Source organism: Actinomadura sp. KC345 (assembly GCF_004348515.1).
Lineage (GTDB): Bacteria > Actinomycetota > Actinomycetes > Streptosporangiales > Streptosporangiaceae > Spirillospora.
Window position 1 is genome coordinate 1 of record NZ_SMKH01000185.1, and the last position, 15,452, is coordinate 15,452.

Sequence of the window (15,452 nt, forward strand, 5' to 3'; positions counted from 1 at the left end):
CTAGCAACGCCTTTCAGCTTCGTAAACAGCTTGCAGAAACTTTCTGCAAGTCTGTGGCCGATCTGTAACTCTTTACAGCCCCGGGACAAACCAGGTCGACACGTCCCCGACCCCTGCGCCAGGCTTCCCCCGTGAACGACAGCGTGAACGACGGCGCGCTCGGCCTCGTCCGGGACCACACGATCCTGGCGGTCGTGACCGGGTCGCGGGCCTACGGGCTGGCGACCGGCGACAGCGACGTCGACCGGCGCGGCGTCTATGCGGCGCCGGCGCCGCTGTTCTGGCGTTTCACCAAGCCGCCCACCCACCTGGACGGCCCGCTGCCCGAGCAGTTCTCCTGGGAGCTGGAGCGGTTCTGCGAGCTGGCGCTGGCCGCCAACCCGACCGTCCTGGAGTGCCTGTGGTCGCCGCTGGTCGAGAAGGTCACCCCGGTCGGCGAGGAGCTTCTGGCCGTCCGGTCCGCCTTCCTGTCCCGTCGGGTGCACCGCACGTTCCTCCGCTACGCGGAGGCGCAGTTCCGCAAGCTCGAAGGCGACTTGCGCAACGGCGGCGCGCCCCGCTGGAAGCACGTCATGCACATGCTGCGCCTCCTCGTCAGCGGCCTCCACTGCGTCCGGCACGGCGAGCCGCGCGTGGACGTCGGCGACCTGCGCGACCGGCTCCTCGCCGTCCGCCGCGGCGAGGTCGCCTGGGACGAGATCGAGACCTGGCGCGCCGCCCTCACCACCGACCTGGACTCCGCCGCGGACCGCAGCCCGCTGCCCCCCGAGCCCGACCGCGCGAGGATCGAGAACCTCCTGATCTCCATACGACGCCGGAGCATTGACTGGTGAACCTCCCCGAAGGCCTGCTCGACCGTTTCGCGGCCGGCCACCCCTACCCCCGCGCGTTCGTCACGGTCAGCGGCGCCCACCTGTACGGGTTTCCCTCAGAGGACTCCGACGTCGACCTGCGCGGCGTCCACCTGCTGCCTCTCGAAGAGATCGTCGGCCTGCGGACGGGAGACGAGACCGTCACGCTCATGTGGGACCACGAGGACGTGGAGGCCGACATCGTCACCCACGACCTGGCCAAGTTCTGCACCCTCCTTCTGCGGCGCAACGGGTACGTCCTGGAACAGGTCATGTCGCCGCTCGTGATCACCACGTCGCCGGTCCACGAGGAACTCAAGGAACTCGTCCCGGGACTGCTCACCTTCAACCACGCGTACCACTACCTGGGTTTCGCGCGGTCCCAGTGGAAGGCGTTCGAGGAGACGAACGAGCTGAAGCCGCTCCTCTACACGTTCCGGATCCTGCTGACGGGCATCCACCTGATGCGTTCAGGCGAGGTCGAGGCCGACCTGACGCGCCTCACCGGCGACGGGCCGCCCTACTTGGCCGACCTGATCGAGGCGAAGCGCGCCGCCGAACACGGTGCGCTGCCCGGGGACGCGCCCGCCCCGTCCCGTCTCCAGGCCGACACGGCCGCGCTCACCGCACGCCTCAAGGAGGAACGCGACCGCAGCGACCTCCCAGAACATCCCGCGAACTTCCGCGCCGTGCACGACCTCGTAGTCCGAACCCGCCTACGCTGAACCCTGCGGTGCCTCCCCTCCGTGCCACGGGTTATACGGACCGTTCAACGCGACCACCTGGTGCGTCCGCCACGTACCACGGGTGATCGCGTAGCCGAGGAAGGGGAGCGATGCGGGACCAGGGCATCGACCAGAAGGACATCGCGGAGGCGGATCTCCGGACGAGGCGCGGCGTGTTCCGCGCCGTCGCGTTCCGGGACCCGGTCGACGGGCACGAGCACATGGCGCTCGTCCGGGGCGACATCAGGGGCCGGGAGAACGTGCTCGTCCGGATGCACTCCGAATGCATGACCGGCGACATCTTCGCCGCCACGCGCTGCGAGTGCGGTGACCAGCTCGGCGCGGCGCTGGACGCGATCGTCCGCGAGGGCGCCGGCGTCCTGGTGTACCTGCGCGGGCACGAGGGGCGGGGGATCGGGTTGGTGGCGAAGGTCCGCACCCACATCCTGCAGGACGACCAGGGACTCGACACCGTCGACTCCGCCACGGCCATCGGCCTGCCGGTGGACGTCCGCGACTACGGGCCCGCGGCGCGCGTCCTGCGGCACCTCGGGGTCCGGTCGGTGCGGCTGCTGTCGAACAACCCGGTCAAGGTGAGCGCGCTGGAGTCCTACGGCGTCGCCATCGCGGCGCGCGTGCCGCTCCTCGTCCCGGTCAGCGACGACAACGTCCGCTACCTCACCGCCAAGCGCGACCGTCTCGGCCACGACCTCCCCCAGCTCGACACCGCCCCCCTCGGCGAGGCGCCGGTCAGCGAGGTCCACGGATGACGCGGCCGATGGCGGTCACGCGGCCGCGACCGATCGCTCGGCCGATGCGGACGGCTCCACCGGGCGTCTGGTACACCGCCGGGCCGCCGCGCGCGAAGCGGCTGACCCGGGGGCCCGAGCTGGCGGCGGCGGTCGCCGTCCAGTTCGCCCTGCTGGCGGTGCTGCGGCCGGGGGCCGCCGGCGTCGCCGTGGGCGTCGGGTACGCGCTGGCCTCGTGGGCCGTCCTCACCGCGGCGTTCGGCCGGAGGCGGGCGCTCGGCCCCGCCGATCACGTCACGCTCGCGCGCGTTGTGCTCACGGGCGGTGTCGCGGCCCTGGTCGCGGGGCATCTCATGGGTGACGGACACACGTGGGCGCTGGTCGCGCTGGCGTCGGTGGCGCTCGTCCTGGACGGGGTGGACGGGCGGGTCGCCCGGCGCACCGGGACGGCGTCCAAGCTCGGCGCACGGTTCGACATGGAGGTCGACGCCCTCCTCGTCCTGGTGCTGAGCGTGCAGGTCGCGTGGTCCGCCGGGGCGTGGGTGCTGGCGATCGGTGCCATGCGGTACGTGTTCGGCGCGGCGGCGTGGGCGGCACCGTGGCTGCGCGGGGACCTGCGGCCGAGCATCGCGCGCAAGGCTGTCGCGGTGGTGCAGGGCGTGGCGCTGACGGTGGCCGCGGCGGGCGTCGTCCCGCATGCGGGCGCGCTCGTGGCGGCGGCGCTCGCGCTGCTGGTGTGGTCGTTCGGACGGGACGTCGCGTGGCTGTTCGCGCGGCGGCACGAGAGCCGGCGGGGAGGCCGGAGCAGGGCGCGCCGGGAACGTCGGGAACGTCGGGGGAGGAGCACGGATGGAGCGGGACGCCAGCGCGTTCTGGATCCGGTCGCCCGGTAAGGGGGAGATCCGTGCGGTCTCCCTGCCGGAGCCGGGGCCGGGCGAGGTCCTGGTCCGGACGGTCTTCTCCGGGGTCAGCCGGGGGACGGAGTCGATCGTCTTCCGCGGCGGCGTCCCCCCGAACCAGCACGCGATCATGCGGGCGCCGTTCCAGGACGGGACGTTCCCGGGGCCGGTCAAGTACGGCTACCTGAACGTCGGCGTGGTCGAGCACGGCCCGTCCGAGCTGCTGGGCCGCACGGTCTTCTGCCTCTACCCGCACCAGACCCGGTACGTCGTCCCGGCGAGCGCGGTCAGCCCCGTCCCGGACGGTGTCCCGCCGGAGCGCGCCGTCCTCGCCGGGACCGTGGAGACCGCCGTGAACGCGCTGTGGGACGCGGCGCCGCTGGTCGGCGACCGCATCGCCGTGGTCGGCGCCGGGATGGTCGGCTGCTCGGTCGCCGGGGTCCTCGCGGGGTTCCCCGGCTGCGACGTCCAGCTGGTCGACACCGACCCCGCCCGTGCCGAAGTGGCGCGGGCGCTCGGCGTCCGGTTCGCGTCCCCCGACGAGGCCGAGGGGGGCTGCGACCTGGTGGTCCATGCCAGCGCCACCGAGTCGGGCCTGGCCCGGTCCCTGGAACTGCTGGCGCCGGAGGGGGAGGTCATGGAGCTGAGCTGGTACGGCGACCGGCGGGTCGGCGTCCCGCTGGGGGAGTTCTTCCATTCGCGGCGGCTGACCGTCCGCGCCAGCCAGGTCGGGGCCGTGCCGCCGGCCCGCCGGTCGCGGCGCACGTTCGCCGACCGGCTGGGGCTGGCGCTGCGGCTGCTCGCGAGCCCCGCGTACGACGTGCTGATCACCGGTGAGAGCGGCTTCGGGGACCTGCCGCAGGTCATGCCGCGCCTCGCGAACGGTGAACTTCCCGCGCTCTGCCACCGAATCACCTACTGACGGATCCGGGAGATCCGCCCCGACCCCATGGAGGACGACCTTGTTCGGCATCACCGTCCGTGACCACGTGATGATCGCCCACAGCTTCCGCGGCGAGGTCTTCGGTCCCGCGCAGCGGCTGCACGGCGCGACGTACGTGGTGGACGCGACGTTCCGCCGGGCCGACCTGGACTCCGACGGCATCGTCGTCGACATCGGGCTCGCCACCAGCGAGCTGGGTGAGGTCCTGGGCGCGCTGAACTACCGCAACCTGGACGACGAGCCGGACTTCGCCGGGGTCAACACCTCGACGGAGTTCCTCGCCAAGGTCATCGCCGACCGGCTCGCCGACCGTGTCCACGCGGGCGCGCTCGGCGAGAACGCGCGCGGCCTGTCCGGCATCGCGGTGACGCTCCAGGAGTCCCACGTCGCCTGGGCCAGTTACGAGCGCGTGCTGTGAGCGGCCGCGAGATCTGGTTCGTCGTCCCGGGGGACATCGACGACACCGACGTGCCGAGCGGCGGCAACCACTACGACCGGCGGCTGTCCGAGGGGCTGGCGGCGTCGGGGCGCACCGTCCGGGAACTGGCGGCGCCGGGGGCGTGGCCGCGCCCCGACCGCGCCGCCCGGACGGGCCTCGCCCGGTCGCTCGCCGCGCTGCCCGACGAGGCCGTCGTCCTGCTGGACGGCCTCGTGGCGTGCGGCGTCCCCGAGGTCGTCGTCCCCGAGGCGGGCCGGCTGAGGCTCGCCGTCCTCGTCCACCTCCCGCTGGCCGACGAACCCGGGCAGGTCGACCTCAACGCGGGCGAGCGCGCGGTGCTGGAGGCGGCCGGGGCCGTGGTGGCGACGAGCCCGTGGGCCAGGGACCACCTCATCGCCCACCACGGCCTGGAGCCGTCCCGCGTCCACGCCGTCGCCCCGGGGACCGATCCCGCGTCGCTCGCGTCCGGGACCGACGGGGCGACCCGCCTGCTGTCGGTGGCGTCCGTGACACCGCGCAAGGGCCACGACATCCTGGTCGAGGCCCTGGCCGGCGTCGCGCACCTGCCGTGGCACTGCGAGATCGTCGGCCCGCTGCGCCGCGACCCCGAGTACGTGACGCGCCTGCACCGGCTGATCGGCCGGCACGGCCTCGGCGACCGCGTCCACCTGGAGGGACCGCTGGTCGGCAAGCGGCTCGACGACGCCTACGCCGGAGCCGACCTCCTCGTCCTGGCGTCCCGTGCCGAAACGTACGGGATGGTGGTGACCGAGGCCCTCGCGCGCGGCATCCCGGTGCTCGCGACCTCCGTGGACGGCGTCCCCGACACGCTCGGCTGGGACCCCTCGGGCACCGTCCCGGGGCTGCTGGTCCCGCCCGACGATCCCGCCGCGCTGGGCGGCGCGCTGCGCCGCTGGCTGGTGGAGGCCGACCTGCGGAGCCGGCTGCGCGCCGCCGCCCGGCTCCGCCGCGGCATGCTTCCCGGCTGGGACGACACCGCCCGCCGGACGGCCCTCGTCCTGTCCCGCCTGCGCAGGGAGATCCGATGAGTTCTGGTACTTCGAGTTTCGATTCCTCGTGGCTGGCGCTGCGGGAGAGCGCCGACGCCGCCGCCCGCGCCTCGGAGCTGCTCGGCCCGCTGCGGGACGCGCTCGCACCGGACGAGCCGCTGGTCATCTGGGACCTCGGCTGCGGAACCGGCGCCCTGGGGCGCTGGCTGTCCGGGCGGCTGCGCGGTCCGCAGCACTGGATCCTGCACGACCACGACCCCGAGCTGCTCGACCTGGCCCGCAAGAACGCCTACGTCACCGCCGACGGCCGGCCCGCGACGATCGAGACCCGCGGGGGCGGCCTCGAATCGCTGCGCGCCTCCGACCTGGTCGGCGCGTCGCTGGTCACCGCGTCCGCGCTGCTGGACGTCCTGACCGCCGCCGAGGTCGAGGCCATCGCCGCCGCCGCGGGCTGCCCGGCGCTGCTGACCCTGTCGGTCGTCGGGCGGGTCCGGCTGTCCCCGCCCGACCCGCTCGACGCGGAGATCGCCGCCGCGTTCGACGCCCACCAGCGCCGGGACGGCCTCCTCGGACCGGACGCGGTCGCCGCCGCGACCGAGGCGTTCGGGCGGCGCGGCGCTTCCGTGCGGACGCGCCCCAGCCCGTGGCGGCTCGGCCCCGGGCAGGCCGCGCTGACCGCCGAGTGGCTGCGCGGCTGGGTCGCCGCCGCCGTCGAGCAGAGTCCTGGCCTGGGCCCGGCCGCGGACGGCTACCTGCGCCGGCGCCTCGACGAGTGCGCCGCCGGGAGCCTCATCGTCGAGGTCCACCATCTCGACATGCTCGTCCTCCCCGGGAGTTCCGCGTGACGAGATCCTGGGTGACGAAGCTCTGGCCCTGGCTGCGCCTGCTCATCGGGCTGGGCATTCTCGGCGCGCTCCTGTGGTGGCACAGCACCGACGCGTTCGTGGACGCGCTCCAGGCCATCGACGTGCGGGCCGTCCTCATCGCGCTCGCCGTCGGGCTGGTGACGACCGTGCTCAGCGCGGCCCGGTGGTGCCTGGTCGCCCGGCGCCTCGGCCTGCACCTGCCCATGGCGGGAGCCGTGTCCGACTACTACCGGGCCCAGTTCCTGAACGCGGTGCTGCCCGCGGGCGTCCTCGGGGACGTCCACCGCGCGGTGAGCCACGGCCACCGGTCCGGTGACGTCGCCCGCGGTGTGCGGGCGGTGTTCCTCGAACGGGTGGCGGGGCAGATCGTGCCGGTCATCGTGGGGGGCGCCGTCCTGTTCACCCAGCCCGCCGTGCTGTCGGCCATGGCGCCGGTCATGACCCCGGTGCTGGTCGCGCTCGCGGTGGCGCTGAGCGTGCTGCTCGTTCTGGCTCGGTGGCGCCACCGCGCGCTGTCCGCCATGTTCGCCGACACGCGCGCCGTCCTGGACGTCTGGCCCGCCATCGTGGGGCTGTCCCTCACCGCACTGGCCGGGCACCTGGCCCTGTTCGTCGTCGCCGCCCGCCTCGCCGGCTCGACGGCGCCGCTCCTCACCCTGGTGCCCCTGCTGCTGCTGGCGCTCCTGGTGATGGTGCTGCCGGTGAACGTCGGCGGCTGGGGTCCCCGCGAGGCCGTCCTCGCCGTCGCGTTCGGCGCCGCCGGGCTCGGCTCAGCGCAGGGCCTCACCGTGTCCGTCGTGTACGGGGTGCTCACGTTCGTCGCCTGCCTGCCCGGTGCGGTGGCCCTGCTCGTGAAGCGCCGCGAGGCAGTCCCCGAACGCCGCGACCAGGCTCCGCAGGGCGTCCCGGCCCTTGCCGGCGCCGGCCAGTGACGGCCGGCCGATGACCCCCGAGGCGGTGTAGGGGGACATCCCGGCCGTGAGCAGGTGACGCCGGTCGTCGGCGAGGTGGTCGGCGGTCTCGTAGCCGCTTCGCACGAGCTCCGGGTGCGCGTGCAGGAGGATCGACGTCTCCAGCTCGCCGGCGTGCATGTCGCTGTCGTGCGACGTCTCGATGCCCGCCGCCTCCCGTGCCTCGGCCCACTCGTCCGGGCCGGGGAACAGCGCCATGTCGCCGCGCGCCTCCTGGACGACGTTGCCCAGCACGTAGTTCCCTCCGTGCCCGTTCACCAGGACCAGCTTCGGCACCCCGGACCCGCGCAGCGACTCGGCGACGTCCCGCACCACCGCGTGCAGGGTCGCCGCCGAGATGCTCACCGTCCCCGGCCAGGCCGCGTGCTCATGCGAGCACGAGATCGTCAGAGGAGGGAGCGTCCGTACCGGGTGGGTCTTCGCGATCTCCCGCGCGATCGTGCAGGCGATCACCGTGTCCGTCGCGAGCGGCAGGAAGGGGCCGTGCTGCTCGTGGCTCCCGACCGGCAGGACCGCCACGGGGACGTCCGGCTCCTCGGAACTCGTGTGCGTCGGCAGCATGGCCCCCACCCTGCCCTATGTGACGCCGCACGCGCTCGAAGAGCGAAACCAGCGCCATCGCACCGGCCAGCAGGGCGGCCGCGACGAGACCGTCGATCCAGTAGTGGTTCGCCGTCACGACCACCACGAGCACCGTGACCGGCGCGTGCATGGCGATGACCCACCGCCACCGGCTCCGCGACACCCGCACCACCGCGACGGCGACGAGGATGGCCCACCCGACGTGCAGCGACGGCATGGCCGCGTACTGGTTGGCGATCCCGTCCGCGCCCGGCGCGGGGTAGGCCGACGGCCCGACGCTCATCATGGTGTCCACCGCGCCGATGCCGGCCAGCCGCGGCGGGGCCAGGGGGAACAGCACGTGCACGAGCAGCCCGGCGCCGGTCAGCGCCACCAGCTCGTTCCTCACCCGGCCGTAGGACGACCGATGCCGCAGGTAGAGCCAGACCAGGAGCGCGGCCGTCCCGGAAAAGTGCATGCCCACGTAATACACGTTCGCCAGGACGGCCGTGTGGTCCCACCCGAGCGCCCACTGCTGGAACTCCACCTCGCTCGGCAGCCAGGACCGCTGGAACTCCCACAGCCGCGCCGCATTGCTCATCGCCTCGCCGGGGCCGTGGTCGAACACCGTCCGCCCCCACTTGTAGAAGGCGAACAGGACCACCAGGAGCCCCGCTTCGATGGCGAGCGGCCGCATCCGGCTCCGCATCCGGCTCCGCATCCGGCTCCGCATCCGGCTCCGCATCCGGCTCCGCATCCGGCTCCGCATCCGGCTCCGCATCCGGCTCCGCATCGCCACGCTGCTCGCCATCGTTCGTCCTCCCAGTGCCGGTCGTCTCCGTTTCCATAACAACCTTCGCGTCCGACACTTCCCGGGGCACTGGGCCCAGCATCCCGATCGGCGGAAGGAAGCCCCCTTGGCGAGGGTGGAGATAACCCCACCCTTCCCGTAGATTCCGTCGAGTGATCACCGGTGAATGGCTCAATCCGCCCCCGGCCGCGGACCACGACGGCTCCGCCCTCCTCGTCACCGCCGCGAAGGGCAGCGACTTCTGGCGGACGACGTCCTACGGATACGACCGCGACGGCGGCCACGCGCTGCTGTCGCCCCTCGGCCCCGAGGCCGCCGTCGAGGTCTCCTTCATCGCCGACTACGACCACCAGTTCGACCAGGCCGGCCTGCTGCTCTACCTGGACGAGACCACCTGGATCAAAGCGGGCGCCGAGTACTGCGACGGCGAACTCCAGCTCGGCGCGGTCGTCACCCGCGGCGTCTCCGACTGGTCGTCGGGACCCGTTCCGTGGGCCGGCCGCGAGATCACCGTCCGGGCCAGCCGCAGCGGCGACGCCGTGACCGTCCGTGCCCGCGCCGGCGACGACCCCTGGCAGATGATCCGCCTGGCGCCCTTCCCGGTGGACGTCCCCGCCAAGGCCGGCCCTTACTGCTGCGCCCCGGAACGCGAGGGCCTGACCGTTCGCTTCACCCGCGTGTCCACCGGCGCCCCGGACGAGGCCCTCCACACCTAGGGCGTGTTTCGGCAGATGCAGCCGTTCATAGATGGCGGTGATTTCGAGGAAGGCTTGGTAGCGGACGGAGAGCTTGTCGTATCGGGTGGCCACGGCACGAGGGCGCTTGCGGCGGGATGCCCGCCTTCGACGGCGTAGCGGCCGCGGCATGTGGATACGGCCCTCCACTCACTTTAGAAGTGAGTGGAGGGCCGCACTGTTAACGCGGTCGCGCGCCTAAGCCCGCTGACAATGCCGGTGTTCAGGGATGGGTGTCATACCCGCAGTCCCGGCAGCGCCAGTAGTAGACGTTGCGCCCATCACGCGACTCCGCGTACTGCTCGAAGTTGCTCGATCCGCACTGCGGGCATTCGAGCATGAACGGAGCAGCCGGAGGTGTGTCCGGAACGACCGGGCCACCGAACACGAGAGTCTCCAGCTCTGTATCCGTTGGAACAGCCAGGTCGCCGGTCGTACTGCATATCGCCATCATTGACGATCCCCGCCCTTCATGTTTCTCAGTTGTGTGAACAGCAGCGGAATGGTTCCGCCAACACTGACCCGTCCGCAGTGGCGGGATATCGGCAACTAATCCAGCACCGGATTTCTTGATTCGCGGCGTGCCGAAATTATGGACGCTCCATAATTTCGGCACGCGCAGATTAATTCGGCGGTGCGCCCCGGTACTTTGTACCTGAGCGCTTACTTGGTAGTCTCGCCGGGCCGGGAGAGGGGGGCGTGGATGCCGATCACACCGACGGTGGAGGAGCGCGCGGGATGCGGGCGGCCGGCTCGGGCGGCCGCGTGGGCGGCGCGGCGGCTGCGCGCCCACCGCCGGATGATCGCCCGCATCTCCCAGGCCGCGGGCATGCCGGTGCTGTCGGTCGCCTACCGCATGCAACCCAAGGTCACGATCCGGGAGTCCATCGCCGACTGCGTGGACTCCTACCGGTGGCTGCTCGACCAGGGCCACGACGCGGACGGCATCGTGGTGGGCGGCGACTCGGCGGGCGGCTACCTCGCCTTCATGGCGCCCCTGTACGCGCTCCGCGACGGGCTGCCCCGCCCCGCCGGCATCGCCGCCCTGTCGCCCTTCACCGACCTGGACATCGACGCCAAGATCGCGCACGCCAACACCCCGCTCGACCCGTTCATCCCGGCGCCGCGCCTGTGGGACATGGTCCGCGCCTGCTTCCCGGACGCCGAGTACACCGACCCGTGGCTGTGCCCCGTCCGCGCCGGCCTCGGCGGCCTGCCGCCCACGCTCATCCAGGCCGGCTCGATCGAGGTGCTCCGCGCCGACGCCGAGCTGATGGCCGAGCGGCTCGGCGCCGCGGACGTGCCCTGCACGCTGCAGATCTGGAAGGGCAGATGCACGTCTTCCAGGTCTTCGCCGATGTCTGCCGGGAGCTGGCCGCCATCAAGGAGATCGGCGTCTTCGCCCGCCGCGTCACCGCCGGCCCCGCCCGCCAGGAGGCCGCCTAGCCTCCGGGCCCGCCGCGCGGCAGGCGGCGCGCGGCCGACGCGTGCATGGCCATCGACAGCTCGACGGCCTGCTCGACGACCGCGTCGAGATCCTTTCCCAGCCGTCCGTCCGCCCACTGCTGCGCCAGCTCGGTCATGGCCCCGGTGAACATGGTCGCGGCGATGACGACCGGGAGCCTGGGCTCGCTGCCCATCGCGACGAGCGCTTCCAGAAGTGCCGTCTGCGCCGCCCGCCGCCGGGTGGCCAGCACCTCGTTCCCCCGCGCCTCGAAGAACAGGACGCGTCCCCGCCGCGGGTCGTCGGTGATGAACCGCAGCACGCCGCGGATGCCGGCGCGGCTGCGGGCCTCCGGATCGGGGGAGGCGTCGTCCAGCGACCGGGCGAGGACATCCCCGAGCGCCGCCGCCTGCTGGTCGTAGACGGCGGCCAGAAGCTCGTCGGTATCGGCGAAGTTCTCGTAGAAGTACCGGGTGTGCAGCTCGGCGTTCCGGCACACCGCCCGTACCGTCAGCGCGCCCTCGCCCTGCTCCCCGAACAACGCGAACGCGGCCCGCACGAGCATCTCGCGCCGCTCGTCCTTCCGCCTGGCCACGGGCACTCCGGCCCACCGGCCGGAGGCCGTCGTCCGGACGTTCGCCATGGCGGACACGATAGCAATCCCATGTCTGGACACGGCTGTAACCAATCACTTATTCTGGCTACAGGCGTACCCAGAAGTGGAGTCTCCCGATGCCCCCCAGGAACAACCTCATCGCCAAGCGTTTCGAGCAGTCCTTCGACGCCGACATCCGGTCCAGGTTCTTCAAGGGCCTCGACTTCGCCGGCCCGGCGGGCGACCCCGGCTGGTTCGGCCCCGGCAGCGCGGTCTGGTACGTCCACTCGCACCTGCCCACGCTGATCCTCGGCCTGGTGAGCGCCGCCTACATCGAGGGCCTGGACCCCAGCATCAGCTGGATGGGCTACGACCACTCCCGCCTGGCCGAACGCGTCGACGGCGTCCCCACCGGGAACATCGACCCCGAAGGCGGCGCGGTGCGCCTCGCCCACTCCATCTCGTTCTTCATCGGCACCGCCTACGGCTCCACCGAGACGGCGGAGAAGCTGGCGCGCACCGTCCGGGCCATGCACCACACGGTCAAGGGCACCCGCCCCGACGGCCTCGCCTACGACGCCGACGACCCCGAATGGCTCCGCTGGAACTACGCCACCGTCGTATGGGGCCTCGCCACCGCGCACGAGCGCTACCACCGCCGCCCCTTGCACGACATCGACCGCTACTACCGCGAGTTCGTCCGCGTCGGCGAAGCCCTAGGGGGTACCGACCTCCCGGCCACCAAGGCCGAGACCGCCGAGTGCCTGGAGTCCTACCTGCCGCGCCTGGCCCTCACTCCCATCAAGGCGTTCGCCACCGGTCCCAACCTGCGCGACAGCAAGGCCAAGCCCTGGGAGCCCGGCAGCGAGTTCATGGACTGGGCGGCCCGCGACATGCTGCCGAGGTGGGCCCAGAAGCTGGCCCTCTACCGGCCGCCCAACCCGGTCGCCCTCCGCCTCCGCCGCACCGCCCTCTGGACGGCCCTCAACGGCCTCTACGAGGCGACCGGCCCCCTCCCGGAATACCGCCAGGCCCAGACCCGCGCGGCCGGCAAGAAGGCGAGCCCCTTCATCTCCACCGCGCCCGCGACCTGCGACCCGGTCCTGACCCGCGAGGAGATCGAGGCCACCGCCTGACCAGTGGGGGCGTGCCGGGCCTCGTCCGGTGCGCGAAGCCGTGGTGAAGCGGCGGTGAAGACGGTGCCTGCTGGACTGCCGCACGGAGTCGACGTCCAGAGAAGGGACCTCCGTGCGAATCGGCAAGAAGGCGATCAAGAGAATAGGCGTCACGCTGGCCGCGACCGCCGCGGCGACCGGCGCCACGGTCGTGGCCGGTGTTCCGGCCCAGGCCGCGGGCGAGTGGTGCAACAACTGGGTCTGCATCGAGACCTACGACACCGGCACCTACCTGGGCCGGGTCGAGTTGAACGTCTGGTCGAGCAGCCTCGGCGGGACCGTCACCGGCAGGGTCTGGACCACCAACGGCTGGAGCGCCAGGACCAAGACCGAGACGGTCGGCAAGTTCACCACCTACCGCGGCTACGTCTACCCGCAGCGGCACTTCCCGTCCGGTACGCGGCTCTGCGGTGAGGGCTGGCTGGACGGCCGCAGCGTCGGCCTGCCCTGCGTGACCATCAGGGCCTGACCGGGGCGTGCCCGGCCCGGCCTTCCCTCATCCGCGGGCCGGGCACCAGGCTTCACCGGACCCGCCGCCGCGTCGGCGCGGCCGGCGGGTCAGTGCGAGGAGGCCGTCTCGGTTCGGTGGACGCCGAGGGCCTGGGCGAGCACGCCGTGGACGTGGCCGGGCTCGGCCGGGGCGTTGTCGATGAGGATCGCGGTGCACAGGCCGTCGGATGCCGCGACGAGGGCGGCGATCGCCCGCGGGTCGTCGGTGAGGCCGGCGGCGAGGGCGGCGATGTCCTCGCGCCAGCGGCGGGCCACGGGCTGGAGCGCGGGACGGCGGGCGGCCATCGTGGACAGCTCGCGTTCGGCCAGCGCGCGTTCGCGGCCGGGCCCCGCGGACTCGGCGATCAGCTCGGCCAGCTCGCGCAGCTTGTCGCCCGGACCGTCGACGATCTGGCGGATGCGCGCGGTGTACTCGTCGGCGACGCTGGTCAGGGCGGCGACGAGCAGGTCGTCGAGCGTGGCGAAATAGTAGGTGGTCAGGCTGGTGGGGATCCCGGCTTCCCTGGCGACGGTGCGGTGGGTGACCCCGGCGGTTCCGTCGCGCTGGACGACGGCGAGGGCGGCGCCGATGATCTCGGCGCGGCGTCTGTGTCCCCGGGCTCTGCGCCCGTCGGCCGTGCTGTCGCCCTGGTCGTCCATGCGCCCTCCCGTGCCCCTCAGGGTAGTCGAGCCGGCTCCTTCTCCTCGGCGTCCGCGCGCTCGTCCGCGCCGAGCGGGCGCACGTGCCGCAGGGCGGCCAGGCACAGCACCGTCGCGGCCAGGACCGCGACGCCTGCGACGAGAGAGGCGATGTTCAGCCCGGTGGTGAACGTCTCCCGTGCCAGTACGACATCGACCGGCGCGTCCTCGGCGACCGAAAGGGCTCCGCTGAGGCTGCCGGTCACGCGGTCGCCGACGGCGTGCGACACCCCCGCCGGCGCGACCATGCGGGCGCTGTAGAGCGCGGTGGTGAGGCTTCCCAGGAGGGCGACACCTGCGGCGAGGCCGAGTTCCTGCACGGTCTCGGACATCGCGGCGGCCGATCCGGACTTCGACGCGGGCGCGGCGCCGACGACCATGTCGGTCCCGAGCGCGGCGATCGCGCCGAGGCCGAGGTAGGCGAAGGCGAAACCGGTGACCACGCGCGCCGCGTCGCCGGTGCCGGCCGTACCGAGCAGCACGTAGCCGATCATCGAGAGCACCAGGGTGACCGCCATGACGAGACCGGGACGTACCCGCCGGGCGACGAGCGGCGCGCCGATGGCGGCGGCGAACATCGCCAGCGCCGGTGCGCCCGTCCACAGCCCGGCCACCGCCGGGGACAGGTTCTCGACCAGCTGGAGGTACTGGGTGACCAGATACATGGCGCCGCCCACGCCGACCAGCCCGATGAGGAGGACCGCCAGCGCGGCGGAGAAGGCCCGGTCGGCGAACAGACCGACGTCCAGCAGCGGGGAGGCGAGCCGGCGCTGCCTGCGCACGAACACCGCGCCGGCCGCGACACCGACCGCGAACGGGATCACCGTGGGCAGTTCGGGTCCGTGGGCGGCGGTGTGCTTCACCGCGTAGATTCCCGGGAGGATCGCCAGCAGCGACAGGGCGACGCTGACGAAGTCCAGCCTTCCCGCGTCGGCGGCGGCGTACTCCGGAAGCAGTGTCCGCGCACCGGCCAGCACGACGACGGCGACCGGCACGGCCAGCAGGAACGCCGCACCCCACCAGAACTCGTCGACGAGCACGCCGCCCACCACGGGACCGGCCGCCATGCCCAAGGCGAACATCGTCGCCCACACCCCGATCGCCAGCGCACGTTGTCGCGCATCGGGGAACATGTTCGTGATCAATGACAGCGTCGAGGGCATCAGCGTCGCACCGGCGACGCCGAGCAGCGCCCGTGCCGCGATCAGCAGCTCCGCGCTGGGGGCGAAGGCCGCGAGGAGCGACGCCGTCGCGAACGCCGCCATGCCGGCCATCAGCAGCCGCCGCCGCCCGATCCGGTCTCCGAGGGTGCCCATCGTGATCAGGAACCCGGCGATCAGGAACCCGTAGACGTCCATGATCCACAACGTCTGGGTTCCCGACGGGCCCAGGTCGGCCGCCATGCTCGGCAGCACGAGGTAGAGCACCGTGACATCGAGCCCGAGCAGCACCGTCGGCAGTGCCAACAACCCGAGCCCCGCCCACTGGCGC

At 72.7% G+C, this 15,452-nt stretch carries 15 protein-coding genes and 3 pseudogenes; 13 read left to right on the forward strand and 5 right to left on the reverse strand.

Annotated features, from left to right (window positions below; genetic code table 11):
- Window positions 1–131 precede the first annotated feature (131 nt).
- The 9 genes and pseudogenes from E1281_RS26085 to E1281_RS42120 all read left to right on the forward strand — a co-directional run.
- Window positions 132–833, forward strand: a complete 702-nt coding sequence (locus E1281_RS26085; RefSeq protein WP_243717411.1) for a nucleotidyltransferase domain-containing protein — start codon at window positions 132–134, stop codon at window positions 831–833.
- The gene (locus E1281_RS26090; protein ID WP_131882312.1) at window positions 830–1,576 is read left to right on the forward strand and encodes a nucleotidyltransferase domain-containing protein; all 747 of its coding nucleotides are present in this window, start codon (window positions 830–832) and stop codon (window positions 1,574–1,576) included. Before E1281_RS26085 ends, E1281_RS26090 begins: the two co-directional genes overlap by 4 nt.
- A 110-nt stretch (window positions 1,577–1,686) precedes the next feature.
- Window positions 1,687–2,346 carry a GTP cyclohydrolase II gene (ribA, locus tag E1281_RS26095; protein ID WP_131882313.1) on the forward strand — a complete coding sequence of 220 codons (660 nt, stop codon included), beginning with the start codon at window positions 1,687–1,689 and terminating at the stop codon, window positions 2,344–2,346.
- A 44-nt stretch (window positions 2,347–2,390) separates the two neighbouring features.
- Window positions 2,391–3,218, forward strand: a complete 828-nt coding sequence (locus E1281_RS26100) for a CDP-alcohol phosphatidyltransferase family protein (protein WP_131882314.1) — start codon at window positions 2,391–2,393, stop codon at window positions 3,216–3,218.
- A complete protein-coding gene (locus tag E1281_RS26105) occupies window positions 3,175–4,146 on the forward strand; it encodes a zinc-binding alcohol dehydrogenase (RefSeq protein ID WP_131882315.1) in 972 nt (323 codons plus the stop codon). The genes E1281_RS26100 and E1281_RS26105 overlap by 44 nt, the downstream gene beginning before the upstream one ends.
- A gap of 40 nt (window positions 4,147–4,186) precedes the next feature.
- Window positions 4,187–4,585, forward strand: a complete 399-nt coding sequence (locus E1281_RS26110) for a 6-carboxytetrahydropterin synthase (RefSeq protein WP_131882316.1) — start codon at window positions 4,187–4,189, stop codon at window positions 4,583–4,585.
- Window positions 4,582–5,655 carry a glycosyltransferase family 4 protein gene (locus tag E1281_RS26115; protein ID WP_207943489.1) on the forward strand — a complete coding sequence of 358 codons (1,074 nt, stop codon included), beginning with the start codon at window positions 4,582–4,584 and terminating at the stop codon, window positions 5,653–5,655. The genes E1281_RS26110 and E1281_RS26115 overlap by 4 nt, the downstream gene beginning before the upstream one ends.
- Window positions 5,652–6,461, forward strand: a complete 810-nt coding sequence (locus tag E1281_RS26120) for an SAM-dependent methyltransferase (protein WP_131882318.1) — start codon at window positions 5,652–5,654, stop codon at window positions 6,459–6,461. The genes E1281_RS26115 and E1281_RS26120 overlap by 4 nt, the downstream gene beginning before the upstream one ends.
- A gap of 98 nt (window positions 6,462–6,559) precedes the next feature.
- Window positions 6,560–7,249, forward strand: a pseudogene (locus tag E1281_RS42120) (lysylphosphatidylglycerol synthase transmembrane domain-containing protein); the annotation flags it as partial.
- A gap of 3 nt (window positions 7,250–7,252) precedes the next feature.
- On the opposite strand, the gene E1281_RS26130 reads toward E1281_RS42120, so the two are convergent.
- On the reverse strand, window positions 7,253–8,014 hold the full coding sequence (locus tag E1281_RS26130; RefSeq protein WP_131882319.1) for a creatininase family protein: 762 nt from the start codon (window positions 8,012–8,014) through the stop codon (window positions 7,253–7,255).
- 61 nt (window positions 8,015–8,075) lie between these two features.
- Window positions 8,076–8,825: pseudogene (locus E1281_RS42125) on the reverse strand (phosphatase PAP2 family protein); the annotation flags it as partial.
- A gap of 152 nt (window positions 8,826–8,977) precedes the next feature.
- Between E1281_RS42125 and E1281_RS26140 the strand changes: the two are divergent.
- Together E1281_RS26140 and E1281_RS42865 are read left to right on the forward strand one after the other, a co-directional pair.
- A complete protein-coding gene (locus E1281_RS26140; RefSeq protein WP_131882321.1) occupies window positions 8,978–9,541 on the forward strand; it encodes a DUF1349 domain-containing protein in 564 nt (187 codons plus the stop codon).
- Window positions 9,542–10,262: 721 nt separating this feature from the next.
- Complete coding sequence (locus tag E1281_RS42865) at window positions 10,263–11,153, forward strand: alpha/beta hydrolase fold domain-containing protein (RefSeq protein WP_131882322.1); 891 nt, start codon at window positions 10,263–10,265, stop codon at window positions 11,151–11,153.
- A gap of 283 nt (window positions 11,154–11,436) precedes the next feature.
- Here E1281_RS42865 and E1281_RS42870 read toward each other — a convergent pair.
- Window positions 11,437–11,646, reverse strand: a pseudogene (locus tag E1281_RS42870) (TetR/AcrR family transcriptional regulator); the annotation flags it as partial.
- 89 nt (window positions 11,647–11,735) lie between these two features.
- Here E1281_RS42870 and E1281_RS26155 point away from each other — a divergent pair.
- Together E1281_RS26155 and E1281_RS26160 are read left to right on the forward strand one after the other, a co-directional pair.
- Complete coding sequence (locus E1281_RS26155) at window positions 11,736–12,734, forward strand: oxygenase MpaB family protein (protein ID WP_131882324.1); 999 nt, start codon at window positions 11,736–11,738, stop codon at window positions 12,732–12,734.
- A 112-nt stretch (window positions 12,735–12,846) separates the two neighbouring features.
- Window positions 12,847–13,242, forward strand: coding sequence for a hypothetical protein (locus E1281_RS26160; RefSeq protein WP_131882325.1), 396 nt, complete (start codon window positions 12,847–12,849; stop codon window positions 13,240–13,242).
- A gap of 89 nt (window positions 13,243–13,331) precedes the next feature.
- On the opposite strand, the gene E1281_RS26165 is transcribed toward E1281_RS26160, so the two are convergent.
- Together E1281_RS26165 and E1281_RS26170 are read right to left on the reverse strand one after the other, a co-directional pair.
- Entirely contained in the window at window positions 13,332–13,922 is a 591-nt protein-coding gene (locus E1281_RS26165) for a TetR family transcriptional regulator (RefSeq protein WP_131882326.1), read from the reverse strand.
- A 17-nt stretch (window positions 13,923–13,939) separates the two neighbouring features.
- Window positions 13,940–15,452 (reverse strand): MFS transporter (locus E1281_RS26170; RefSeq protein ID WP_131882327.1); only part of this gene is annotated, 1,513 nt, incomplete at its 5' end.

Excerpts from the sequence above, each read along its gene's own strand:
- E1281_RS26130 (WP_131882319.1), bottom strand. The coding sequence starts at position 8,014 with ATGCTGCCGACGCACACGAGTTCCGAGGAGCCGGACGTCCCCGTGGCG.
- E1281_RS26165 (WP_131882326.1), bottom strand. The coding sequence starts at position 13,922 with ATGGACGACCAGGGCGACAGCACGGCCGACGGGCGCAGAGCCCGGGGA.
- ribA (WP_131882313.1), top strand. The coding sequence starts at position 1,687 with ATGCGGGACCAGGGCATCGACCAGAAGGACATCGCGGAGGCGGATCTC.
- E1281_RS42865 (WP_131882322.1), top strand. The coding sequence starts at position 10,263 with ATGCCGATCACACCGACGGTGGAGGAGCGCGCGGGATGCGGGCGGCCG.
- E1281_RS26120 (WP_131882318.1), top strand. The coding sequence starts at position 5,652 with ATGAGTTCTGGTACTTCGAGTTTCGATTCCTCGTGGCTGGCGCTGCGG.
- E1281_RS26155 (WP_131882324.1), top strand. The coding sequence starts at position 11,736 with ATGCCCCCCAGGAACAACCTCATCGCCAAGCGTTTCGAGCAGTCCTTC.
- E1281_RS26100 (WP_131882314.1), top strand. The coding sequence starts at position 2,391 with ATGCGGACGGCTCCACCGGGCGTCTGGTACACCGCCGGGCCGCCGCGC.
- E1281_RS26105 (WP_131882315.1), top strand. The coding sequence starts at position 3,175 with ATGGAGCGGGACGCCAGCGCGTTCTGGATCCGGTCGCCCGGTAAGGGG.